This window comes from Wolbachia endosymbiont strain TRS of Brugia malayi (assembly GCF_000008385.1).
GTDB lineage: Bacteria > Pseudomonadota > Alphaproteobacteria > Rickettsiales > Anaplasmataceae > Wolbachia.
On sequence record NC_006833.1, the window covers coordinates 173,432 to 194,949 of the forward strand.

General features: G+C 34.2%; 26 protein-coding genes and 1 pseudogene. 8 read left to right on the forward strand and 19 right to left on the reverse strand.

All coding sequences use genetic code 11. The features are described from left to right. Positions 1 to 7 precede the first annotated feature (7 nt). On the forward strand, positions 8 to 706 hold the full coding sequence (locus tag WBM_RS00805; protein WP_011256333.1) for an inositol monophosphatase family protein: 699 nt from the start codon (positions 8 to 10) through the stop codon (positions 704 to 706). Here the strand turns inward: WBM_RS00805 and hemA are convergent. Then, the gene (gene hemA, locus WBM_RS00810; RefSeq protein WP_011256334.1) at positions 698 to 1,900 is read right to left on the reverse strand and encodes a 5-aminolevulinate synthase; all 1,203 of its coding nucleotides are present in this window, start codon (positions 1,898 to 1,900) and stop codon (positions 698 to 700) included. The two genes, WBM_RS00805 and hemA, sit on opposite strands and share 9 nt — an antisense overlap. A 225-nt stretch (positions 1,901 to 2,125) precedes the next feature. Here hemA and WBM_RS05680 point away from each other — a divergent pair, with 225 nt between their 5' ends. Further along, positions 2,126 to 2,263, forward strand: a complete 138-nt coding sequence (locus WBM_RS05680; RefSeq protein WP_158676319.1) for a hypothetical protein — start codon at positions 2,126 to 2,128, stop codon at positions 2,261 to 2,263. A gap of 273 nt (positions 2,264 to 2,536) precedes the next feature. Here the strand turns inward: WBM_RS05680 and WBM_RS00815 are convergent, their stop codons facing one another. From WBM_RS00815 to WBM_RS05005, 11 genes and pseudogenes are all read right to left on the reverse strand, one after another. Beyond that, positions 2,537 to 2,785, reverse strand: coding sequence for a hypothetical protein (locus WBM_RS00815; protein ID WP_011256335.1), 249 nt, complete (start codon positions 2,783 to 2,785; stop codon positions 2,537 to 2,539). Between the two features lie 237 nt (positions 2,786 to 3,022). Next, a complete protein-coding gene (locus WBM_RS00820) occupies positions 3,023 to 3,292 on the reverse strand; it encodes a hypothetical protein (protein WP_011256336.1) in 270 nt (89 codons plus the stop codon). Between the two features lie 55 nt (positions 3,293 to 3,347). Further along, positions 3,348 to 3,638, reverse strand: a complete 291-nt coding sequence (locus WBM_RS00825; protein ID WP_041571376.1) for an ankyrin repeat domain-containing protein — start codon at positions 3,636 to 3,638, stop codon at positions 3,348 to 3,350. Between the two features lie 14 nt (positions 3,639 to 3,652). Then, a pseudogene (locus tag WBM_RS05275) lies at positions 3,653 to 3,847 on the reverse strand (ankyrin repeat domain-containing protein); the annotation flags it as partial. Next, positions 3,808 to 4,086, reverse strand: coding sequence for an ankyrin repeat domain-containing protein (locus WBM_RS06920; RefSeq protein WP_083750410.1), 279 nt, complete (start codon positions 4,084 to 4,086; stop codon positions 3,808 to 3,810). The pseudogene WBM_RS05275 and the gene WBM_RS06920, both read right to left, overlap by 40 nt. Beyond that, a complete protein-coding gene (locus WBM_RS00835; RefSeq protein ID WP_041571380.1) occupies positions 4,073 to 4,300 on the reverse strand; it encodes a hypothetical protein in 228 nt (75 codons plus the stop codon). The genes WBM_RS06920 and WBM_RS00835 overlap by 14 nt, the downstream gene beginning before the upstream one ends. Before the next feature lie 368 nt (positions 4,301 to 4,668). Beyond that, positions 4,669 to 5,205: a hypothetical protein gene (locus WBM_RS04990; RefSeq protein WP_136132031.1), complete on the reverse strand. Its 537-nt coding sequence runs from the start codon at positions 5,203 to 5,205 to the stop codon at positions 4,669 to 4,671. A gap of 51 nt (positions 5,206 to 5,256) precedes the next feature. Further along, a complete protein-coding gene (locus WBM_RS04995) occupies positions 5,257 to 5,565 on the reverse strand; it encodes a hypothetical protein (protein WP_011256338.1) in 309 nt (102 codons plus the stop codon). Between the two features lie 192 nt (positions 5,566 to 5,757). Further along, on the reverse strand, positions 5,758 to 7,656 hold the full coding sequence (gene htpG, locus WBM_RS00845; RefSeq protein WP_041571536.1) for a molecular chaperone HtpG: 1,899 nt from the start codon (positions 7,654 to 7,656) through the stop codon (positions 5,758 to 5,760). 995 nt (positions 7,657 to 8,651) lie between these two features. Then, entirely contained in the window at positions 8,652 to 8,831 is a 180-nt protein-coding gene (locus WBM_RS05000) for a hypothetical protein (protein ID WP_011256340.1), read from the reverse strand. Between the two features lie 35 nt (positions 8,832 to 8,866). After that, the gene (locus WBM_RS05005) at positions 8,867 to 9,310 is read right to left on the reverse strand and encodes a hypothetical protein (protein ID WP_136132032.1); all 444 of its coding nucleotides are present in this window, start codon (positions 9,308 to 9,310) and stop codon (positions 8,867 to 8,869) included. Positions 9,311 to 9,621: 311 nt separating this feature from the next. Between WBM_RS05005 and WBM_RS00855 the strand changes: the two genes are divergently transcribed. The 4 genes from WBM_RS00855 to WBM_RS00870 all read left to right on the forward strand — a co-directional run bounded on the left by WBM_RS00855 (position 9,622) and on the right by WBM_RS00870 (position 11,921). After that, complete coding sequence (locus WBM_RS00855) at positions 9,622 to 10,260, forward strand: HAD family hydrolase (RefSeq protein WP_041571382.1); 639 nt, start codon at positions 9,622 to 9,624, stop codon at positions 10,258 to 10,260. Continuing rightward, a complete protein-coding gene (locus WBM_RS00860) occupies positions 10,260 to 10,754 on the forward strand; it encodes an RDD family protein (RefSeq protein ID WP_011256344.1) in 495 nt (164 codons plus the stop codon). Before WBM_RS00855 ends, WBM_RS00860 begins: the two co-directional genes overlap by 1 nt. A gap of 81 nt (positions 10,755 to 10,835) precedes the next feature. After that, positions 10,836 to 11,231, forward strand: coding sequence for a ferritin-like domain-containing protein (locus WBM_RS00865; RefSeq protein ID WP_011256345.1), 396 nt, complete (start codon positions 10,836 to 10,838; stop codon positions 11,229 to 11,231). Between the two features lie 66 nt (positions 11,232 to 11,297). Continuing rightward, positions 11,298 to 11,921 carry an SURF1 family protein gene (locus tag WBM_RS00870; RefSeq protein WP_041571384.1) on the forward strand — a complete coding sequence of 208 codons (624 nt, stop codon included), beginning with the start codon at positions 11,298 to 11,300 and terminating at the stop codon, positions 11,919 to 11,921. A gap of 47 nt (positions 11,922 to 11,968) precedes the next feature. Here WBM_RS00870 and WBM_RS00875 read toward each other — a convergent pair whose 3' ends face one another. Next, positions 11,969 to 13,687 (reverse strand): cation:proton antiporter, encoded by a 1,719-nt coding sequence (locus tag WBM_RS00875; protein ID WP_011256347.1) that lies wholly within the window; start codon positions 13,685 to 13,687, stop codon positions 11,969 to 11,971. 5 nt (positions 13,688 to 13,692) lie between these two features. Beyond that, positions 13,693 to 14,265 carry a thioredoxin family protein gene (locus WBM_RS00880; RefSeq protein ID WP_011256348.1) on the reverse strand — a complete coding sequence of 191 codons (573 nt, stop codon included), beginning with the start codon at positions 14,263 to 14,265 and terminating at the stop codon, positions 13,693 to 13,695. Positions 14,266 to 14,373: 108 nt separating this feature from the next. Here WBM_RS00880 and tmk point away from each other — a divergent pair, with 108 nt between their 5' ends. Then, positions 14,374 to 14,991: a dTMP kinase gene (tmk, locus tag WBM_RS00885; RefSeq protein WP_011256349.1), complete on the forward strand. Its 618-nt coding sequence runs from the start codon at positions 14,374 to 14,376 to the stop codon at positions 14,989 to 14,991. Positions 14,992 to 15,072: 81 nt separating this feature from the next. Here the strand turns inward: tmk and WBM_RS00890 are convergent, their stop codons facing one another. From WBM_RS00890 to WBM_RS00910, 5 genes are all read right to left on the reverse strand, one after another. After that, positions 15,073 to 15,423, reverse strand: coding sequence for a P44/Msp2 family outer membrane protein (locus WBM_RS00890; protein WP_160119448.1), 351 nt, complete (start codon positions 15,421 to 15,423; stop codon positions 15,073 to 15,075). Between the two features lie 137 nt (positions 15,424 to 15,560). Beyond that, positions 15,561 to 15,779 carry a hypothetical protein gene (locus WBM_RS00895; protein WP_136132033.1) on the reverse strand — a complete coding sequence of 73 codons (219 nt, stop codon included), beginning with the start codon at positions 15,777 to 15,779 and terminating at the stop codon, positions 15,561 to 15,563. A 236-nt stretch (positions 15,780 to 16,015) separates the two neighbouring features. After that, the gene (gene ftsH, locus WBM_RS00900; protein ID WP_011256351.1) at positions 16,016 to 17,845 is read right to left on the reverse strand and encodes an ATP-dependent zinc metalloprotease FtsH; all 1,830 of its coding nucleotides are present in this window, start codon (positions 17,843 to 17,845) and stop codon (positions 16,016 to 16,018) included. A gap of 12 nt (positions 17,846 to 17,857) precedes the next feature. After that, entirely contained in the window at positions 17,858 to 19,153 is a 1,296-nt protein-coding gene (gene tilS / locus WBM_RS00905) for a tRNA lysidine(34) synthetase TilS (protein WP_011256352.1), read from the reverse strand. Positions 19,154 to 19,326: 173 nt separating this feature from the next. Next, the gene (locus WBM_RS00910; protein WP_011256353.1) at positions 19,327 to 19,806 is read right to left on the reverse strand and encodes an OmpA family protein; all 480 of its coding nucleotides are present in this window, start codon (positions 19,804 to 19,806) and stop codon (positions 19,327 to 19,329) included. Positions 19,807 to 20,075: 269 nt separating this feature from the next. On the opposite strand from WBM_RS00910, the gene WBM_RS00915 reads away from it, so the two are divergent. Then, complete coding sequence (locus tag WBM_RS00915) at positions 20,076 to 21,503, forward strand: carboxypeptidase (RefSeq protein WP_011256354.1); 1,428 nt, start codon at positions 20,076 to 20,078, stop codon at positions 21,501 to 21,503. Positions 21,504 to 21,518 lie beyond the last annotated feature (15 nt).

Here is a 21,518-nt window from a genome sequence, read left to right on the forward strand (position 1 = left end):
AGGAAGAATGTCCATTTCATCACCAAGGATTAACGTGATGCTTGATTCTGTGCGCAGTGCTTCTAAGCAGCTTATGCGTGATTTCAATGAATTGCAAATTTCCAATGTTAAGTCAGCAGACTTTATCAATAAAACTTACTCAAGATCTAAGCAAACTATATACAATTGCTTGCATGATTACAAACAAGACTATGGTTTCATCTTTGAAGACGATATTGATCAAGAAGCAAAAGAGAAGGATTATACTTGGTTTATCATGCCTATAGAGGGCAGGGAAAATTTTTCTAGTCGCATGGTTTATTTTGCAGTATCAGTTTGTCTTGTTCACAAAAATAAAGTTGTGGCAGCTGTAGTTAATACTCCTGCTCTTAGAGAAACTTTTTGGGCAGAAGAAAAGAAAGGGGCTTTTCTTGAAGACTTTAGATCTCGTCATATAAAAATGAGAATGAAAAGTCATGAAGGGAGTTTAATAGATGTAAGTGGTAATTTGTTAAATAAATTACTTCCAGGTAACAGTAATATACGTTCTGTCGGCTCAACAGTTTTAGGTTTTACATACCTTGCTGCAGGAAGATACAGTGGAATAGTCTACTCTGGAGTTAACAAATATAAGGCTTTGCTAGGTAGACTTCTTCTCCAAGAAAGCGCTGGCAGACTAACGGAAGACAATGGATTTATCATTGCTGGAGATGTTAAGCTAACATAAACAAGCTACAGAAACAGACAATTTCACAAAAACTTTTATAAGCGACTCTGTTAAATGTTCTATCATTTCATCGGTATGATAAGGTGTAGGAGTAATGCGAAAACGCTCAGTTCCTCTTGGAACCGTCGGGTAATTTATATGTTGAACATATACTCCATACTCATCAAATAATAATTTTGATGCCCTTTTGGATAACTCTGGATCGCCAATTATTATTGGAATTATATGAGTTTCTGTTGGAATAAAATTAATTCCCACACTGCTCAGCGAGTTTTTTACTTTTTCAACAACTTGTCTTTGCTTTTCCCTTTCAACATTGCTTGATTTTAGATGTTCAACGCTTGCCTTTGCCGCTGCTGCTAAAACAGGCGACATAGCAGTAGTGAAAATGAATCCTGGAGCAGAACTTCTTATTACATCCACCAAGCTCTTTGAAGACGCTATATATCCACCCATTACTCCAAACGCTTTTGATAATGTACCTTGAATAACGGTCACTCTGTCCATTAGACCTTCTCTTTCCGCAATTCCACCACCGCGTAGACCATACATGCCAATTGCGTGTACCTCATCCAAGTAGGTAATTGCATTATATTGATCTGCCAGGTTACATATTTCTCTTAGCGGTGCTATATCGCCATCCATTGAATATATGGACTCAAACGCTATTATTTTTGGCGTTTTTCTGTCTACAGACTTTAACAATTGTTCTAAGTGGTCAACATTATTATGCTTAAATATATGTTTCGGTCTTTTTCCTGATTTTATGCCTTCTATCATCGAAGAATGGTTTTTCTCATCTGAAAAAATTACTACATCAGGAATAACAGACGATAAAGTGCTAAGTGTAGTTTGATTAGCAAGGTAGCCACAAGCAAAAGTTAAAGCAGCCTCCTTGTTATGCAAACAAGCTAGTGATTGTTCTAGTTCGACAACTTCTTTCGTTGTACCAGATATATTTCTTGTTCCCCCTGCACCAACTGACGAATTTTGAATAGCGGCAACAACACTCTCATTTTGTGACATCCCCAAGTAGTTATTACTGCACCAAACGATGACTTCCCTATTTCTTTCACAATCCATAATATAGGGAAGCCTGCCAGGCAACGACGCAAAATGCGTGAATTCACGATAGCGCCCTTCTTCTTTTATATCTTTGATTTTGTTTAAGAATATTTCTTCGTAGTCTACCAAGTTTTTATCTATTAATAATCAATACAATTATAATAAGTTATTCAATGGTAGACTACTATATTTATTCCCTAGTTTACTATTGTACAGCAACTCCCTCTTTAACAAAGAGATCGACTTTACCTTCTTTTTAAAGCAAACTTAAAGGCTCATTATAATAGTATATAATTACAGCAGCAATTAGACACAACAAGCTGCAACTAATATTTTCACTGCCAACATCTCTAAGTGATAAGATCTGAAGAGTCATCACTAAGCTCACCATCATCTATTATAAAACTCTGTGATAAAATTAGCAATGAAAAGGATTTAAATAGTGATGAAGGCGGTAGTAAACTTTATTTACCATCTTTACTTTCAAGTTGACCAATTACTATCCCACATATTTGCTGTAGTTACCACAGGCCCTTCAGTTGTATGTACATTGTCAATATTTGAAGAAATACTAGATAATGGCACTGAATTTCCCGGCTATATATTTTGCATACTGCTGTTACTTTCGAGTGCGGAATCCTCCTTAACTATATCCTCAGAAGAAATTTCAACACAGTCACTATTGCTATTTTCAGTATCACTTTTAGGTAATTTGACGAAACTTGAAGAACTGCCATTGCTCCCAGCATCATTCGCAGAACGCTTTTATGAAAGTCGTGGTGAATCCCGCAGATCGGGTTTACTGCCAAGCTCTAACTTATCATCTATTTGCAATATCACCTGTTCAGTAGGCTTACCAGTAGCTGGTTTTTTCTTTTTACTACTTGTAGTAGCACCAACATCTTCATCATCCACTGATGATGCAGCAATATTATCACCTATGTTCTTAAGCTTTTCTTCAAGAAATTCTCTAATCTTATAAGCTCCTTTTAGATTTCTTATCTTTCTTATCAACCTCTACCTGATGCAGCTTCTTCTAAAGCTTTACTTAAAATAAGTTGTATTATATCATCGCTCCTTGTTTCACTAAACGTTTCACTTTTTTGAAATTGGTATTCTAGATAGCATCAGACAGTCTTTCTTTTATGCTTTTCGTATTTTAATCATCACTATGCATTTTGCTTCCCTCATGGTTATTGCCTATAGGCTTCTCCTTTTGAAGCACCTTCATTGTTCACAATATTTTTTCTGCTAGCAGCCGTCAGCACTTTTGGGCTCTGGGCTTTGCAATTGTTCATCATCCGCCTCATCCACTGCTTGGTTTAGGGTTGCAGGTTTATCTACTAAGTCACTATCAAGTTGCATATTATTAAATTTACCCTCAAGAAAGCCTAATATTTTAGTAAGAACTTGCTTCTCACTTTCCAATCCACCTGGATATTCACTTATATGACTTTTATGTTTCACGTAGTATTTTGCATGTTCTATAATTTCTTCAGTTATAACAGTATCTTTACTCACAAAAAATTTTACTATTTCAAAACTAGTTGTTGCAATAGCTTCTTTAAGTTCCTCCTCACAATAGCTCCCCTTTCAAGAAGTAATCTTTAACTACTTCCCATGTCTGACCGTTCTTGTATACTCTATCTCTTTGGATAGCCGAGGATAAGTGAGTATTATAACCGTTCTGGATTTCAATATTAGCACTAATATCATGATTGAACAGAAGTATTAGAAAGTTCAAATCACTATTTGTAATAGCCCTGCTTAAAGGTGTCTTATCGCTATTCTTAGTATTAATATCAACACCTTTTACAAGAAGCTTTTTAGCTGTGTCATAATTTCTATTTTCAATAGCATAATACAAAGGTGTTTTACTATTTAAAGCTTTAAGGATTTTGTAATCTCTGACTCATTAGTAGGCAGTGTGTCACTTTCACGACTTGATTTTGGCCTTGTTCCTATCAAATCTAAAGCTGTCTTACCATTTTGATCTTTAATATTCCAATCAGCTCCCTCTTTCACAAGCAGTTTCATTATTTCAAACTTACCATTGTAGGCAGCCCAACGTAAAGCTGTTTTACCATATTCCCTATCTTTATATCAACCTCAACACCATTCTTAATAAGCAAGCTTACTAAATTATCGCGTGTTACAGCATAATGCAAAAGTGTATTTTCTAAATTGTCTATACTATTAATATAAACAACTTCATGGTTAATAATAATCTTTGTTACATTAAATTTACCACAGTGAATCACAAAATGTAAAGGGATCGAGCTATAGCCTGGGTAAATATAATCAAAGTTTAATATTTTGAAGTAATTCCAGTACTTTAATCATACATTCCATATTTTTAATAGACAACGCTCTCTCTAATATAGAGAACACTTCAAAATATTCCTTTGCATTACCTAACTTATTTCTTAAATCTTTTAATAAAATATCAATATATACTTGTCCACTAACACTAATAAGTAGCCTACCTAAATCTTCATCTTTGCATGAATAATATATCCTTATTTGCATTTGCATACTTTTCTACAAGTGAATCATCAGCTGCAATTGCTAATAGTACAAGTTTTTTCACTGAATAATAACTTCTACCATTTTCCTCGTTAAAAATTTTGCTTACCAGCATTTCATGCATAGATCTATGATGATCTGTTCGTGCTGTTAAATTAAGTTATTCAGAGCAAAAATTCCTCAAATTATCACGATCAAAATCAGTGACAGTTCTATCATCTTTCTTACCTTCTCTTATACTATTTATAACTTTATCTAAATCCGTGTAATTATTATGATTTTTTGCTTTATTTATGACATCTACTAACTCATCAAAGGTAAAACTTTCAGCGATGATAGAAAACTCCTCAATATCATGTCTTAGTTCTACATTACTTTTGGTCTTGGGGCCACACCCAATCAGTTGCCATCCCTATAGGAACTTCTACAATACCTGCTAATGTGCCTACAACATTGTTAACAATACCCTGGATCAGCAACTGCTCTTCTGTTGTACCACCATACTCTGTGCTATCAAGTATTTGTACTGGAGCATCATCATCTTTATTGATAATAGATGAACCATCGACATTTAAATCTTCCGGATTTATAATAAATGACTTAAGGCCATCAGCAATTTTGTCCACAAGGCATTCAACAACTTCATTATCAGTATCTTTAAAATGTTCATTGATATCACCTAGTAAACTTTTGCCATTGGCTTTGCAATTCTTTAATTGCTCAGGAATAGTGAGTGTTACTTTACTGTTTTTATACTCTACTTTACCATTTTGAAATTTAAGTGTGAATTCTAGCTTACTACTAGATTTGTATTGTTCCAATTGTTCTGGATCTAAATTTTTTACAACTATAACATCACTATATTCAACACTTACAGAATCTGCACTATTATAACAAAGATTTATCATTTTTTCAGGAATTGTCATTATTAAATAATATTGAGCAAGTATAAGCTAAATTTATTCATATATTGCAAATTCATATCCCGCTTGATTGCAATTGATAACTAATTTTTCCAGTATACGGTTATTTGGAACTTCTGCTTTAGCATATTCAAACATTCCTGTAAAAACTCTCTTAGCAAACAGGCGGTAATCTTCGCTTCCATTTGGAATTAAGTAATTGTTCTCACCATATAATCTGATAATATACTCTTTATCTACTATTTTTCCATTAATCATAAAATTCATTCTGTTCAAGTCAAATCGTGCTTGCTTGCCAGAATTTGCATTTTTATTATCCTTATTTACCTTTACTCTACTGAGCAAAGATTGTGTTAGTTGAAATTCTAACGTAATTGCTGTGCTAGAACCTTGATCAGGTTAATCTTTGTAATGGTAATGTTCTTTAATTTCAGCTGTTCCTTGATTTATACCTACTTTCTCCCAGCTTGAATCCAGAGAATTTGTTGATTAGTCATATTTACCACTCACTATAAATTAGCCTAATTTAGAATAGCACTAAATTATAACTTTGCCAAGCAAGTTATTTAACTTCTTAGCAAACAGGCTTGCGTCGTCCATCTCTTCGCCCTCCACTATGCAAGCTTGATAAAACAATAGGTGGACCATATCTTCCAATGTCGGGTTTTCACCGTTCTCAGCGTAAGATTTTATTATGCTTTTTATTACAGAATGCTTAGTGTTGACCTCAAGCACCTTTGGTGTGCGGTAATTTAGCTGATTTTGTTCGCGTAAAAAACGCTCCATTCTAAGATCCATAGCACCCTCATCAACTGCTAGACATACAGGACTATCAGTCAATTTTTTAGAAATTTTTACGCTTTTCACTGCATTACCAAGAACTTTGGTGAAATACTGCAATATAGAATCCGTATTTCCCTCAGCCCTTTCTTCATCTGATTTATTCTCTTTATCCTTTTCCTCCGGAGAGAATTTTTCCAGATCAACATCCGCACGAGTCACAGACTTAAATTTTTGACCTTTATATTCATGAATCACACTAGTCCAGAAATCATCTACTGGATCAACAAACAGAAGAACCTCCAGTCCTTTGCTGATAAATCCTTCAAGTTGTGGACTATTTTTTACTGAATCAAGGCTGTTTCCAGTTAGATAATAGATATAGCCCTGCTCAGGCTTCATTCTGCTTATATAGTCGTCAATGCTGACTAATTTTTTATCACCAGTGCTATGGAACCTGCAAATTGAGAGCAGCGCTTCTCTTTCCTCAGTTGGCATAGCTTCACAGAGACCCTCTTTTAATACCGCACCAAAATTGGTCCAGAATTTCGTGTATTCCTCTAAATTCTCTTTTGCCTTCTTACCGAGCTCTGATATCACACGCTTAGTGAGGGATTTTCTGATTTGCTCAACAACACGATTATTCTGCAGTGTTTCTCTGCTGATATTAAGGGGCAAATCTGGTGAATCGACAACACCTTTCAAGAAACGTAAGTATTGTGGTATGATTTGTACATTATCTTCAGTAATAAACACCTTATTTACATATAATTTTACAGAGCAACGTCTATCTGGGTGAAACAAATCGAAGGGTTTAATAGAGGGAACATAAAGCAAATTTGTATATTCTATCGCCCCTTCATTTTTATTATGCAATATCATCCAAGGCTCTCCGCCAACATGTGCAACACCACGGAAAAAATCATTATGCTCCTCTTGAGTAACGTCATTTTTTAGCTTAGTCCAAATTGCAGCCTTGCTGTTTAGTTTTTCACTTTTTCCTTCTTCATCTATAAATTCAACAGGAAAATTTATGTGATCCGAATAGGTAGTAACAATGTTTTCAATGCGAAATTTGTCTAAAAACTCATTCTCTTCAGGACGCATAACCAAGGTAATTTTCGTTCCACAAGGGATTTGATTATCCAACTTACTGATTGAATATTCTCCATCTCCTGTAGATCTCCAGACCCAAGATTCCTCTTCCCCTGCCTTTCGAGATTCAACTATCACCTCTGAGGCAACCATGAAGCTTGAGTAAAACCCGACACCAAATTTTCCGATCAGTTCTACAGCTTGGCTTGAATCTTTGCTATTCTTAATTGCATCCAAGAACTTTTGCGTACCAGAGCTCGCAATTGTACCGAGATTACCTATTAAATCCTGTCTGCTCATCCCTATTCCATTGTCGGTTACATACAGCTCATTCTCATCTTTGTTAGAGCTAATAGTGATTTTTAACTCACCACTTGAATCTAGCAAATTAGGGTTTAGTTGAGATTCATAGCGCAATTTATCGCATGCATCTGATGCATTTGATACCAACTCACGCAGAAAAATATCTTTATTAGTATAAAGTGAATGAATTACTATATTCAGTACTTTTCCTACCTCAGCATCAAATTTTAAATTTTCAGTTCCTTTTACATTATGCATTTTGAGCTCCATCATTTGCCTACTACCCTAATGATTTAAGTATTGAACTATGACCTTTCAAGGTCACATACACCAAAATTAATGCAGCTATAATTATTGTGATACCCAATCTATAGAATTTCCTTGCATAACAAACTTGCGGCAGCACGTTAAAAAAACTACTTGACAAACCTCGCTAGCCCCCTTATCCCGATACTGGAGGTATTAAGTTACCTTCAATCTGTGCAGATTAAAATAATAAAGTGTTATATAGTTAGCATCTTATGTTTAATTTTTTGCACTATATGTACCTTATGTCTTCACAATATTTCTAATTTTTTACCTATATAAGTTGAAACTCGCTTATAAAGCGTTTAGGACAGTATAATATACTAATTTGCAGGATTAGAGAGTAAATACTATCACCATAATATATCTTTTGCCTTTTTTTTGCCTAGTAAATTTCTAAAACATTTATGACTAAAGGTTAGTTGCAATAAAAAACAACTAAGTCGCGATTACTAAGTATTTAAAACATAAAAAAACGCTAGTGTTTTTAAATAGATATTAACTAGGGCTTCTTTTGTCTTTTTCTTACTTGGTGGATTTCTTAAATATTTGTAGCTGAAGCGATTCAAGAGCACGCGACTTAATGTCAAGCCTTTAGTTCAAGTTATGCAAGAAATCTGTTGTATAATTAAGTACTTTTTTAAATTGTAAAGGTAGGTTATCTTTATATGGCTTGTATCTAATTCGTTTACTTTAGGAGTGTTAATAGAAGTTATCACGGATTCTCAAGTTTTGTTACCTGCTCTAATCCTTTACTTATGCTTTAATCTTGACTTCAAATTTTATTGAAGTGCTTGCTCCGCTGATAGCCATTTACTACATCAATTTTTAAACCAGGACTTCCGTAACTAAAAGATTCACCAGGTTGAACATTATATTTTTTACTATTGATATTTAAGTTGACCACATTGACAATATTAAAGAGAGGTTATACTTTGCTGCAGGTTTTACTTTATCTCAAGGTTATTGTATGCAACATTAATGTTAAGAGCTTTATCTTGATAATAAAAAGCCTCTCCTGGTCCTAAATTGAATTCCTTTCCTTTTATACTTATGAAATAACTCTGATCCATACTCTTTTGTTGCACTTCATTATTTGACATATCTCTTTGAATACCTTCTTTCATGCCACGAGCATTCTCTACACTCCTTTCATCTTCACCTAAAAGTGTTTTTCTAATACTCTCTTAACAAAGCGCTTCAGAAGACTCAAAAACCCTTCTTTCTTTTTGATTTTCTTGTGGCTGAGGCACACTATCCCCTTCTCACTCGACTTAGGTTTATTGCTGGATTTCTTTTCTGTAGAACCTTTACCTATTGAAAAACTAACAGCTTGTGATTTAGGCTTTTGTGAGGTTCGAACTCCCGTATTTACTGATGACTGTGTCTCTGTTTGCACAGAAGTCTCTTTTTGTCTACTTTGCTCAAAGTCTTTACCTTCTATTGTGGCCTTCTTCGGAGTGTCTTGGAGATTCTCTGTTACTTTTTGGTCATGCAACTTTTCCACTTCTGAAAATACCCTTGCCTTTACACTGGTGGTCAAGCTCAACAATCCTTTCAAAACCTTGATGTACTTTTTCAGCTGAATGGCTCTTTCGACTTTCAAGCTTCTGATTCAATTCAGCAATGGTCTTTACTTTACCTTCTAATGAAGCTCCTTCTGGAAAAAAGGACCTGGAGAACACTTAAAAATATCTTTAAAATTTTTCCATACCCTTTTGAGACGTGTTTTTAACCTTAACCATATCTACCTACTAATAAAACATATAATAACTAGTATAATAGCCCATTATGCAAAATGGTTAACACAACTTGCAATAAAGAGTGTTTCTTTCAAACCACCAAGGGCATCATATTTACATTTTTTTCATTAAAATGTTATTTACTTATTAACTTAAAATACGTAACAATGTAGAAATGAAAAACAGCCCATTAGCAGTAGTATTCGATTGGGACAACACCTTAGTTGACACCCAAGACAATATTTTTAATGCCATCCAGCATACTTTAAACTCAATGGGGCATAGTAATAAAGCTGCTGATAGAAACTCCCATGAGTCAAGAAAAAGCTATATGGTCAATTTATTTGGCGATCAGTGGAAAAAAGCAAATCAGATATACCAACAATACTTAGATAATGCACTATTGCAAAACATTACTCTAAATCAAGGAGTAGAGAAAATGTTGCAGACGTTAAAAAGCCACAATATTTATCTAGCAATAGTAAGTAATAAAAAAAATATTAATTTACGTGAAGAAGTTACCTATTTTAAACTAGATTCTTACTTTAAAAGAGTAGTTGGTTCATGCGATACCGCAGAAGATAAACCATCTGCAATCCCATTGTTGTTTGCACTAGAAGAGAGTAGATTGCCTATAGATAGAGAAAACGTGTTTTTCGTTGGTGACAGCATCACGGATATTCTGTGTGCACAAAACGCCAATTGTTTACCTATTATATATGGCCAACCAATAAGTGGTTATGAAGATTTGTTATGTTTTCAACATTTTGATAAACTTACAGATTTCATAATGAAGTATTTGAAAGATAGATAATGAACTCTGTTATAGAGATTACCAGTATAAAAAGGCGCTTTTGTGCATATTTAATAGATATGGCAGTTTTATTAATTCCAAACTTATTGATTATAATATTGTTAAAGAATTTTCCATTAATTTTAGATCTATTATATATGTGTGTAAATTGCAGTTACTTCACATATTTTATATCCTCAGCAGCTCAGGCAACTCCCGGTCAGCAATTAATGAACATACATACCATAAGCCTAGACGGTTCTAAAATAAACTTGAGTTTAGCATTCGATAGAAGCATTTCTCAATTTTTTCTTCATCTATTAAACAACGTAATAGCTATCCTCATCGAGCTTTTCCAAGAACAAAACGAGTTAGTAAGTGCTTTAATCATACTGGGAGTAATTATGTTGCTACTCACTATCTGCTGGTATTTGGTTGCTTGCTTCTCTCAGGAAAAACAGACATATCACGATATGCTATTTGATACGATTGTTGTGAAAGGAGCCATCAAATGAATTGATATCACCCTCATTATTATATAGATTATACTGATAGATTAATTATAGAAGATATCAATAAAGGAGATAGTAAAGCATTTGAACAAATTACTAACCGGTGAGTTGACTTCTTCTGTGCGCCAGTATCTCCCGCATTCTTTAGTTCTCAAAGATCATGGGATTAATAAACTTGCAGAAAAGATGAAAAACGAACTTAATGAAGAACTTGAGCACGCAAATAAGCTGGCAGAAAGAATTTTATTGCTTAAAGGTGTACTAAACTTTCAAGACACAAATGAGATCTCAAAGTATGATAGGAAATTCATAAAAGATACAATACGGAAAATCTTAGAAGATAACTTAAAATTAGAAAGAGAAGGAATAAAAGATTACAAGGAGGCAATCTCTGTAGCTGAAAAGGAAAGGGATTTTGTCAGTGCAATCTTATTAGAAGAGCCATTGAAAAATGAAGAAGAGCACTTCCCATTGGATTGAAGAGCAGATTAACCTCATTGAGCTTATAGGTGTTGAGAATTACCTAAGAATGCAAACAAATATAGAGTGTTAAAAAAAATAATATTTATTTTAATTATACCTTGCTTACTTCTTTTTTTATTAGGGTTGTGGCAGTTGTTTAGGTTGAACTGGAAGAATAATATTATCCAAAATATGAGTCTTCCAGTTGTTCATTTATTGCCTAATAATGACCTTGCACAATTTAACTACAGGCATGTCAAAATTGACGGGATTCTAAGTGACATAGAACTATATGTCTTTGCAGGGCAGAGCGGCTATCATGCACTGTCTCCCATGCTACTCACTACTGGACGTTATATGCTAGTGAACAAAGGAATAGTCAGAGAAAAAGAAGAGAAAAAAGCAAAAATTGCAAAAGTAGTCGCTGATGGAGTTTTATACTGTGATAGCAGTAAAAGCAAAAGTTGGTTAATTAAGAATGATATTGCTTTGAATACGTGGTTTACTCTAAGTACAGAAGAAATCTCCAACGAATTAGGTATTGAGCTAGAGAAGTGTATACTATGGCAGAAAGGTTTCAGCGGAAAATTAGCTATACAGCCAATGAAGCATCTGGAGTACGCGATAACTTGGTTTGCGCTTTCCTTGATTTGGTTAATTATGTGTATAGCTTATTATAGACAAAATAAATGCCATCTAAGTAGCTGATCTCACTTGGTTATAAACTGAGATAACAGAGAAGAATTAAAGAAATGTCATTCATCCATATCACTGCTAATGTCCTTTATCATACTATAATTACCTTTCCTAAACTTACTCTTTAAAGATGCAACTCCACTTTCACTAATTCCACTTAAGCTCAATGCTGCTCCACCTAATTGCAACCCCATCTCGGATGTCTCAGGAATAATCTTGCTAGCTCCCAGATCTTTATACACCTCTGCATTACTTAGATCCGGTAAACGTATTATAATATTTACATGTGGAAAATTTGTTGCAACCAAAGAAACAATCTTCTTTATAGTAACTTCGTTCTTTATTGAGATCACAAGAGCCTGGGCTCTTCCTATTCCTACTGATTTTAAAATTTCATATCTTGTAGCATCTCCAAGATATATAGGAAAGCTGTCACTCTTTCCTTCCTTAACTATTTTTGATTGAATATCCACAACAACGTAACTTAAATGCTCCGCAGTAAGCATTTTTGTTACCATATATCCTACCCTACCAAACCCAGCAACTATTACATGGTTATAAAGATCTTGTGTATCTGTCTCAACAGCTTCATCATCTAGTATTACTTTTTCAGTGCTAAATGAATTTACTATCCAGTCTCCAAGTCCTGACAAAAGAGGAGTGAAAGCCATAGTTACCGTAGTCACCATCATAAGCACTTGAGCGATTTCGCTTGGTAACACATTTAATTCATCTGCTAAACGAAATAGAATAAATGCAAACTCACCGCCTTGTGCAAGCAGCAACCCAGCTTGTATAGCAGGGGCACGCTTAAACCCAAAGAATCTACACAACATATATATGATAGATGTTTTTAAAACTATCAGGATAATCGACAACAAAGTAATTAGTGGCAACTTATTGAGCAAAAGATCTATATTGATAGACATGCCAACAGTCATGAAAAATAAGCCGAGTAGCAAATCTTTAAACGGCAATACTGCATGTTCTACTGAGTGCCTATGCTCTGTTTCCGCAACTAATAATCCAGCAACAAATGCCCCTAACGCCATCGATAAACGAAATTGCTCAGTAATAAATGCTGCCCCTAATATTATTAAAAGCGTAGTTGATATAAAGACCTCATTACTTTCCATTCTAGCAATAATCGAAAATAAAGGCCTAAGTAATAACCTACCAGTTATAAATATCATTACTAATGCAATAGCTGCTTGTAATAATGAACCTGTTAATGAACTTATCAGACTATTTTCAGAGTTACCAGTAAGTAGAGGCACTAATACTATTAACGGTACCACTGCAAAATCTTGCATTAATAGCACTGCTATTGATAACCTACCAACTTGACTTGCTTGAGAACCTTTTTCCTGCAGAACCTGTAATACTATTGCTGTTGAGGATAATGCAAGTCCGCCACCAATAACTGCTGCCATGTTTGTATTCACTCCAAAAGCAAGAGCAATGCACCATATTGCTACCATAGTGACTATAACTTGAAGGGAACCGAACCCAAATACATGAATGCGCATGGCAATAAGGCGTTCAAACGTCAATTCAAGACCTATAATGAACAACAGAAACACTACGCCGAATTCTGCAAAGTTATCCATTGCCTTGGCTGAATGTATTAGATTAAAACCATGAGATCCAATCAATGCGCCTGCAACAAAGTAACCAAGCACTGGGCTGATATTCATTTTCCAAAATGCTATGACTATAAAGACAGCAGCGGAGAGTAAAATTATAATATCAAACAAATGCTGAGAACCGCTGTGCATGATATTTAACCTGTAGAATTAGACCATTTAATTGAGCAACCAATACTTGATTTTTGGTTAATGGGAGAATTACCAGTTTCTGCAATAAATTTCATAGCTTGAAATAAATTACTACTCCCTATCTCATAGTTCTGGATTTTTTCTTTTTTTGCATCGTTAAAACGTCCACGATAGCAGAGATTTAAATTAGCATTAAAGCCAAAGAAGTCAGGAGTGCAAACAGCACCATACTCTTTAGCTACTTCCTGTTTACTGTCAATCAGATATGGAAATGTAAACTTATTTTCCTTGGCAAAATTAATCATATTTTCAAAGGAATCTTCCGGGTATTCATTTACATCATTTGGCATTATTGCAATAGTATTCACCTGATAATCCTTTTTTAACAAATCAACATCACTTATCAAGTTACTAATAATTGATTGAACGTAGGGACAGTGGTTGCATATAAACATTACAATAAAACCATTTTTTCCACAACAATCACTTAATGTATAGTATTTGTTATCCACCCCCAGAAGATTGAAATTCTTTGCAGTGAAGTTAAAATCTACCTTAGGAGTATTCAGAGTAACCATAGCTTAGAGAATATTACAATCTATAATTTACGATCTTATTACTTAAATGTCAAACAGTTCCTGTGTATAATATTTGCGTCTCCTTTTTTAGTATTACAATTAAAACTTATGTTCATAACTTTTGAAGGAATAGACGGCTCTGGTAAAACAATACAGTCTGAGTTGCTTGCAAATTATTTTAAGCAAATTCACGGTGAAAACAATATGGTATTGACTCGAGAACCAGGTGGCACTGACTTTGCAGAAAAGGTAAGAGGGATACTGCTTAAGGACAGCATCGATCCCGTCTCTGAACTCTTGCTACTCATCTCAATGAGATATGAGCATGTTAAAAAAGTAATACTGCCAGCTCTAAAAAAAGGAAAGATAGTGATTTGTGACCGGTTTATCGATTCAACTATTGCATATCAAGGATACGGACTTGGTGTTGACCTAGAGCTAATACGAGACCTACACAAGTTAGTAAAAATTAAATACCCAGATACCACATTTATCCTAGATATTGATGTTCAAATTGGGCTGAGCAGAGCAATGGATAAAAACAAATATGAAGAGATGAACATTAGTTTTTACAATAAGGTTCGAAAAGGATTTCAAGAAATAGCTATAAATGAGCCTGATAGGTGTAGTATTATAACTGAAATTGAAGCTAAAGATAACAATCAAGTTCATGTTGAAATTGTCAACAAAGTCACTGCAACAAAGCCGGTTTTGCTAAGAAAATGAAAAGTAAGGCCAACTTCAACACCGTTTATAGAAAATAACCATCTGTCTACACTTAAGTCATTCTCCACACTTAAACTTTTCCTAATTTGCCTTTTCTTTTTTATCTTTTTCAAATAATGCTGTTTCAAATTTTAAATTGTTAACAACCGCACTAAAACATCTATACCTGATACATATATTTATATGTTTGTTTATGCAATAATTAATGCCCACTTTTAATTGATATGCAAGCTCTACTGATGCTTTTCTAAATATTTTCATCTTTGTTGCACCAATTCTAGTTCCAACATAAGAAGAAAAAGAAAAATCATCACTTTTCCAATGACGATAAATGTTTGCTATTACAGATTTGCTTTCAACTAGATTGTAGTCAATAGGAACATAATAAAGAGCTGCTCTTAAACCACCTACTGGTTCTTGAAGTTTTTTCATGCAATATACAGTCACCCCTTCTGTTCCAGGATCAATATTGCTCACTTTATATTAGAAGAATATATTTCTTCTAATTCAGTTTTGTAGTTGCATTAAGTAGCCAAATGCCATACTTGCAGCAAAAGGTGGACTATAGTTCAGCTATGTTTATCCAGGTGATACAATTCTTCTGGTGTATCTCTACCATCATTCCAAAAATCTGTTGCAATTCTATAATTAACATCTTCAGATCTTAATTTTAATTTACCCATGCTGGCAAAAAATCGACTATAATATCTGCCACTCAGGTAAAATCCTTTTGTTTCACTTGCACCAGACTGTCGTGACAACAACAAAGCAAGAGTTGTTATTAACAATGTTTTTTATCAATTATTATCATTTCACTATTAAATAAATTATGTCAATCCTATTATTAGCTAGACAAATAAAGAACTTGCAAGATTACTCAAAGCTGCAGCTATAGGCAACAAAGCAATTTGTTTTTCTACTTTTGAGAATTGGTATTAGTTTAACATTAATTAACTGAAAATTGTTTAATATAACCTATATGGAAAAAAGTAGAAAAATGGAAGGTATGCTGTAGAGAGCACATTTAGAGAGAGGATTTTCTTACTTTTTCTTTGCTTTCGTTGTCATTTCTAACAATCTTTTTTCCGCTTAATATATCTTTGATTTCATCTCCTGTTAAAGTCTCAAACTCCAGCAGGTTTTCAGCAATAAGTTCCAGATCTTTGCAGCGTTTAGTTAAGATATCCTTTGCCTTTTCATAACATGAAGATACAACTCGTTTTACTTCTTCATCTATAAGTTTCAGAGTGTCCTCAGAAATTATGTCAGAACTATGTACATTTTGTTCACGATTGTGATATACCGGTCCTATTTTGTCACTCATGCCCCATTTTGTTACCATAGCACGTGATAAATCAGACGCTTGTTTTATATCCGAAGATGCACCGCTTGTAATTTTATCATAACCAAAAATTAGCTCTTCTGCTACTCTTCCACCCATGGCAACAGTTATATCTGCTATCATCTTTTCTCTTGTATGGGATACTCTATCTGTTTCTGGCAACCTCATAACTAAGCCTAGAGCTCTACCTCTTGGAATAATAGTTGCCTTGTGTATTGGATCCGAGGCAGACATGTTAACAGCAACTATTGCGTGACCGGCTTCATGGTACGCAGTAAGTTTTTTTTCCTCCTCTGTCATCATTAGAGACCGTCTTTCCACACCCATCATCACTTTATCACGTGCATATTCAAAATCATCCATAGTAACAATCTTCTTATTTCTTCTCGCAGCAATGAGTGCAGATTCATTCACTAAATTTGCTAGGTCAGCCCCCGAAAAACCAGGTGTTCCTCTTGCAACCGTTTTCACATTTACATCTGGTGCTATTGATATTTTCTTTATATGTGTATTTAATATTCTCTCACGCCCATTTATATCGGGCAAAGAAATAGTAATCTGTCGGTCAAAACGACCAGGTCTAAGCAGTGCTGGGTCTAAAACATCCGGACGGTTAGTCGCAGCAACTATTATCACACCTTCATTAGACTCAAAGCCATCCATTTCAACTAATAACTGATTTAATGTTTGCTCTCGCTCGTCATTACCACCGCCAAGACCAATACCACGATGCCTACCCACCGCATCTATTTCATCTATGAAAATTATACAAGGAGCGTTTTTCTTGCCTTGATCAAACATATCACGAACACGACTTGCACCAACGCCAACGAACATTTCGACAAAATCAGATCCAGAAATACTAAAAAACGGCACATTAGCTTCACCTGCAATTGCACGAGCAAGCAGGGTTTTACCAGTCCCAGGAGAGCCAATCAAAAGGCATCCTTTTGGTATTTTCCCGCCTAATACTTGAAATTTTTGTCTCTGTTTTAGAAAGTCAACGATTTCTACTAACTCTTCTTTTGCTTCATCAATCCCAGCAACATCATCAAATGTCACTTTTTTTCCACTAGTCATAAGCCTAGCTTTTGATTTGCCAAAGCTTATAGTTCTGTTACCTCCTGTTTGTGTTTGTTTTAAAAGGAACAGCAACAAGCCAATGAAGATAAATGTTGGAATCCATTGGATAAGTAATCTACCAATTATGCTCATTGCAGAATCTCCAGTCGAAAAGGAGAACTTCACTTTTTTGTCATGCAAGCCCTTTATCAAGTCACTATATATAATACCACTTGAGTTAAAGTTTGATCCATCCCTAAACTTGCCTTCAATGCTCTGGTTTTTTATAACAATGTTTTCTATATCATTGTCTTCTAGTTTAGTTAAAAATTCTGAAAAAGGTATGGTTGTTTTACTTTTACCTATATTTCCACTAAACTGAATATAAGCAACAGAAATAAGCACAATAATTACTAACCAAATCAATAAGCCTTCTAAAAACTTTTTCATTGTTACTTCTAACTAAATACCAGCTAATATTACCAAATTTTGTTTTATTGTGCTATTAATAATGCATTGAACCTCATCACCATTGATATTTTTTCTATCATGATTCAGGTGAAGATAAGCTAACACTTTTCCATCTTTTAACACTACAGGTAAAGAATAAAAAACTTCAGGGCAGCAATCATAATCTTTTAGAAATTTAGGAATCTTCTGTGTTTTTTTTAGCGGAGCAATAGTTACTGAACACTCCTGATTTCCAAGTATTGTACAGCTAAATCTGTTATCCCATTCAATAGGAGCATTTAATGGCAAACTTACAGATATTTCCTGTATTTTTGACGATTCTCTAATTATTAAAATACTCTCTCCATATTTTCTTATTTTACATCCAGAAAGTGTGCAATGAACATCATTATCCTTTTGCAGTACTTTATTAAATATTGCAATAAGACTGTTATATCTTGGTTTATAGTGTTTACTGCTGATCACCATTATAGAGTAAAGAAGAAGCCTCAAAGCTATTTCCTCTGGTAATTTATAAAATTCACTTAGTTTAATTTCGATGTAACCAAGATCATGAACATTAACGCAATCATTGAATGCGAGGCGTGTGTAGTGCATTAACGCTTTCGTGGCTCTTTTTATATGAAGAGTTGTGAGACATATTCGCTCTGTTAAAATCTCTTGATTACCACTTGCTTTAAGTAAGTTGCGGTATAACGTGCGCTTATATTTTAAACTTTGATTACTTCTATCTTCAACCCACTTCAACCGATAAAAGTCGGCATATTTTTTTATTCTACTACGGCTAAAACTTAATAATGGTCTCAGCATGCAAACTCCATTTAAAGAGGATTTGTAGTCCATAGATGACAACCCATCTAGACCACTACCGCGCTCAAGTCTCAGTAGAAACGTTTCTGCTTGATCATCTTTGTGATGTGCAATAAATAGATGCTTAACATCGTTATTTTTGCACCATTCTGTTAGCAGCTCGTACCGTGCCTTTCGTGCCTGTGATTGGACATTACCTTTGATATTTTGCCTTTTCCAGTTTAATATGAACGATTTCTTTACTCCAAGTTCTTTTGCATAACTTACAACAAACTCAACTTCCTCCTGAGATTCTGGACGCAATCCGTGATTTACTGCTAATGCTATAGGGGGTGGACATTGTCTTTTTTCCGCCCAACTGGTTATTAAATGCAATAAAACTATACTGTCTATACCACCTGATACTGCAACTGCAACTTTATTGTTATAGACAGCAAAACCGTCCATTATATCTTGAAATAACGACTCTAATTCCATTTCTTATCTCAGTGTTTAAACACTGAGATCCAGAACTTTCTTAACAACTGAACGCCATAGCTATAAGTAACTCAAAATTACCGTTGTTCCACTACTTGTAAGCTAGATTTCATACTGAGATACCGCGATAAATCGCGGTATGATGTGGGACTACACTAGCTATAGTTGAAAAACTATTTTTTCATTCCAGAAAATGAAAACTCTACCCTACGGTTTTTAGCATGCTCTTTTTCATATTTGGAGTTCTTAGAATCATCTGCTACATAAACCAAAGGTTCAGTTTCACCCTTAGAAGCAGTTTTTATTCTATTTTCTAAGTAAGGTGTACAACTAACCATAAAATTTTTAGCTGCATCTGCCCTTCTAGCACCCAGCGCAACATTATATTCATAAGAACCACGATTGTCAGTATGACCAATCAAAGTAACTTTCACATTAGGATCATCTTGCAACACTTCCATTACATCAAGTAATGTATCTGCACCTGCTTCGCTGATATCAGATTTATCATAATCAAAAAAAACCCTTTTTTCTTTCATCTGTTTAACAACAAAGTTCATTTTATTTATTGCATTCACTCCTCTTTTTGAGCAAGAACTTACACCAGTAAGCAGTAAACAAAAACAGCACATTGCAACCAATCTACTCCACATTACTAAACCTCCATAAATTTTAAAATAGTGCGTAACTTTAATTTTAGTAGTTAATAATCTCTCTATATTGCAATATAGTCAAGAAAAATAAAACACTAAACACCTTTTCTACAGTCTTACAGTTAATTTTCTAATAAAATGCTAGATTTTCAGTAGAAAAATCCGGTAAAGGCACAATTTTTTATTGTGCTTTAAGTAAATATACTTTTAACTTTATTATTAATCTATTACGATATTAAACAGATGTTTTCTAAAAAAAATGAACAAATATGAAATCTTACAAGTTTCTAAAAGAAGTATTACATAGGTTGAAGAATATTGAGAATACGCTAAAAGTACTAGATCAGAGTCAACTAAACGTAGAAGATAAAGTTGAGCAAATGGGTCTTCTAGAAGAAATTAGACATGAGATTATCTCTCACAACATAATAAAAGAATCATTAGCAGAAGCAGGTACTCCCAGTAACAAAAAGAAAGGTGATAGTTGGCAGCTAAAGTTAATAGAGAGGATGCATAAAAGCAACAGTGCTATTCCCATTGACCTAGTAAAATCCTTGTCCAAAGTTAAAATTGAGTGCCAAAATTTACGGAGGCTATCTCAATCTGAACCCAGTAGCTTAGAAAAACTAAAAGAACGCTTTGCCGACTTAGTTAAACTCATTCGTGGAGTAGTTTCTATAAAATCGCAGCAATTAAAATGTTCAAAATATGATTCACTGCTTGCTGACTATGACTCTGATATCACAGAAAAAGATGTAAAAGAAATATTTCCTAAGTTAGGCAAATTTTTCAGCGACAATATAGATAGAATAATTGAAAAACAGAAGAAAGACAAGATTACTAACACACAGAAGATTGCTACTCAAAAGCAGATTGAACTTGGCTCATTATGCTTGCAGCAAATAGGTGTTACGTCACACCATACTTTTTATCACCACCCTATAGATTATGATGAATCTGATTTCTGTTATGGTTTATTTTTACTTTTACGGTACAGTGGTCATGAAATTTATCAAAGATGTTTAGCACAAAATTCTATAAGTAGCTCATTTACAAGATACATCATGTGTGAAACTCAAGGGTTATTTATGGAAAGAATGATTGGAACATCTAGGGAATTTATTGAGTTTATTCAACCATATATAAAAGAGAAGCTCACTATAAAAGGCAAAGTTAATGCAAAGATCAACAGTGTTGAAAATCTGTACTTGATTTTCAATAAAGTGAATCTTTCCTCTCCTTTAAAGAAGGCAGATGAATTTAGTCTATTAGCCAACATTATGTTGAGAACCAAGTTAGAACAGGATATAATAAATGGTACGCTAGAGGTTAAAGACTTGCATGACGCATGGCTAGAAGGCATGGAACATTATAAAATTCCGGTAAAAGCTAAAAATGAACTAGACACTTACTTTCAAGATGAGTATTGGGTAAGCGGAACTATGGGCTATTTTCCCATTAAAATTATAGCTTTAATTATTGCTGTACAGATTTTTTCTTTCATAAAAAAAAATCATTACGAATTTTTGGGTGCTATAATAAAAGGAGATTTTGGGTTACTCATTGGTTGGTTATCTCAAAATGTATGTAGTGCAAAGTGTGGTTTTTTGGATCTGCTGAAAAAAGTAACAGGCAAAGGTTTAGATGTTGAATGCTGTAGTAGCTACTTGTCTGAAAAGTATGATTTATCTCAATAAAATGGTTTTCTTGAG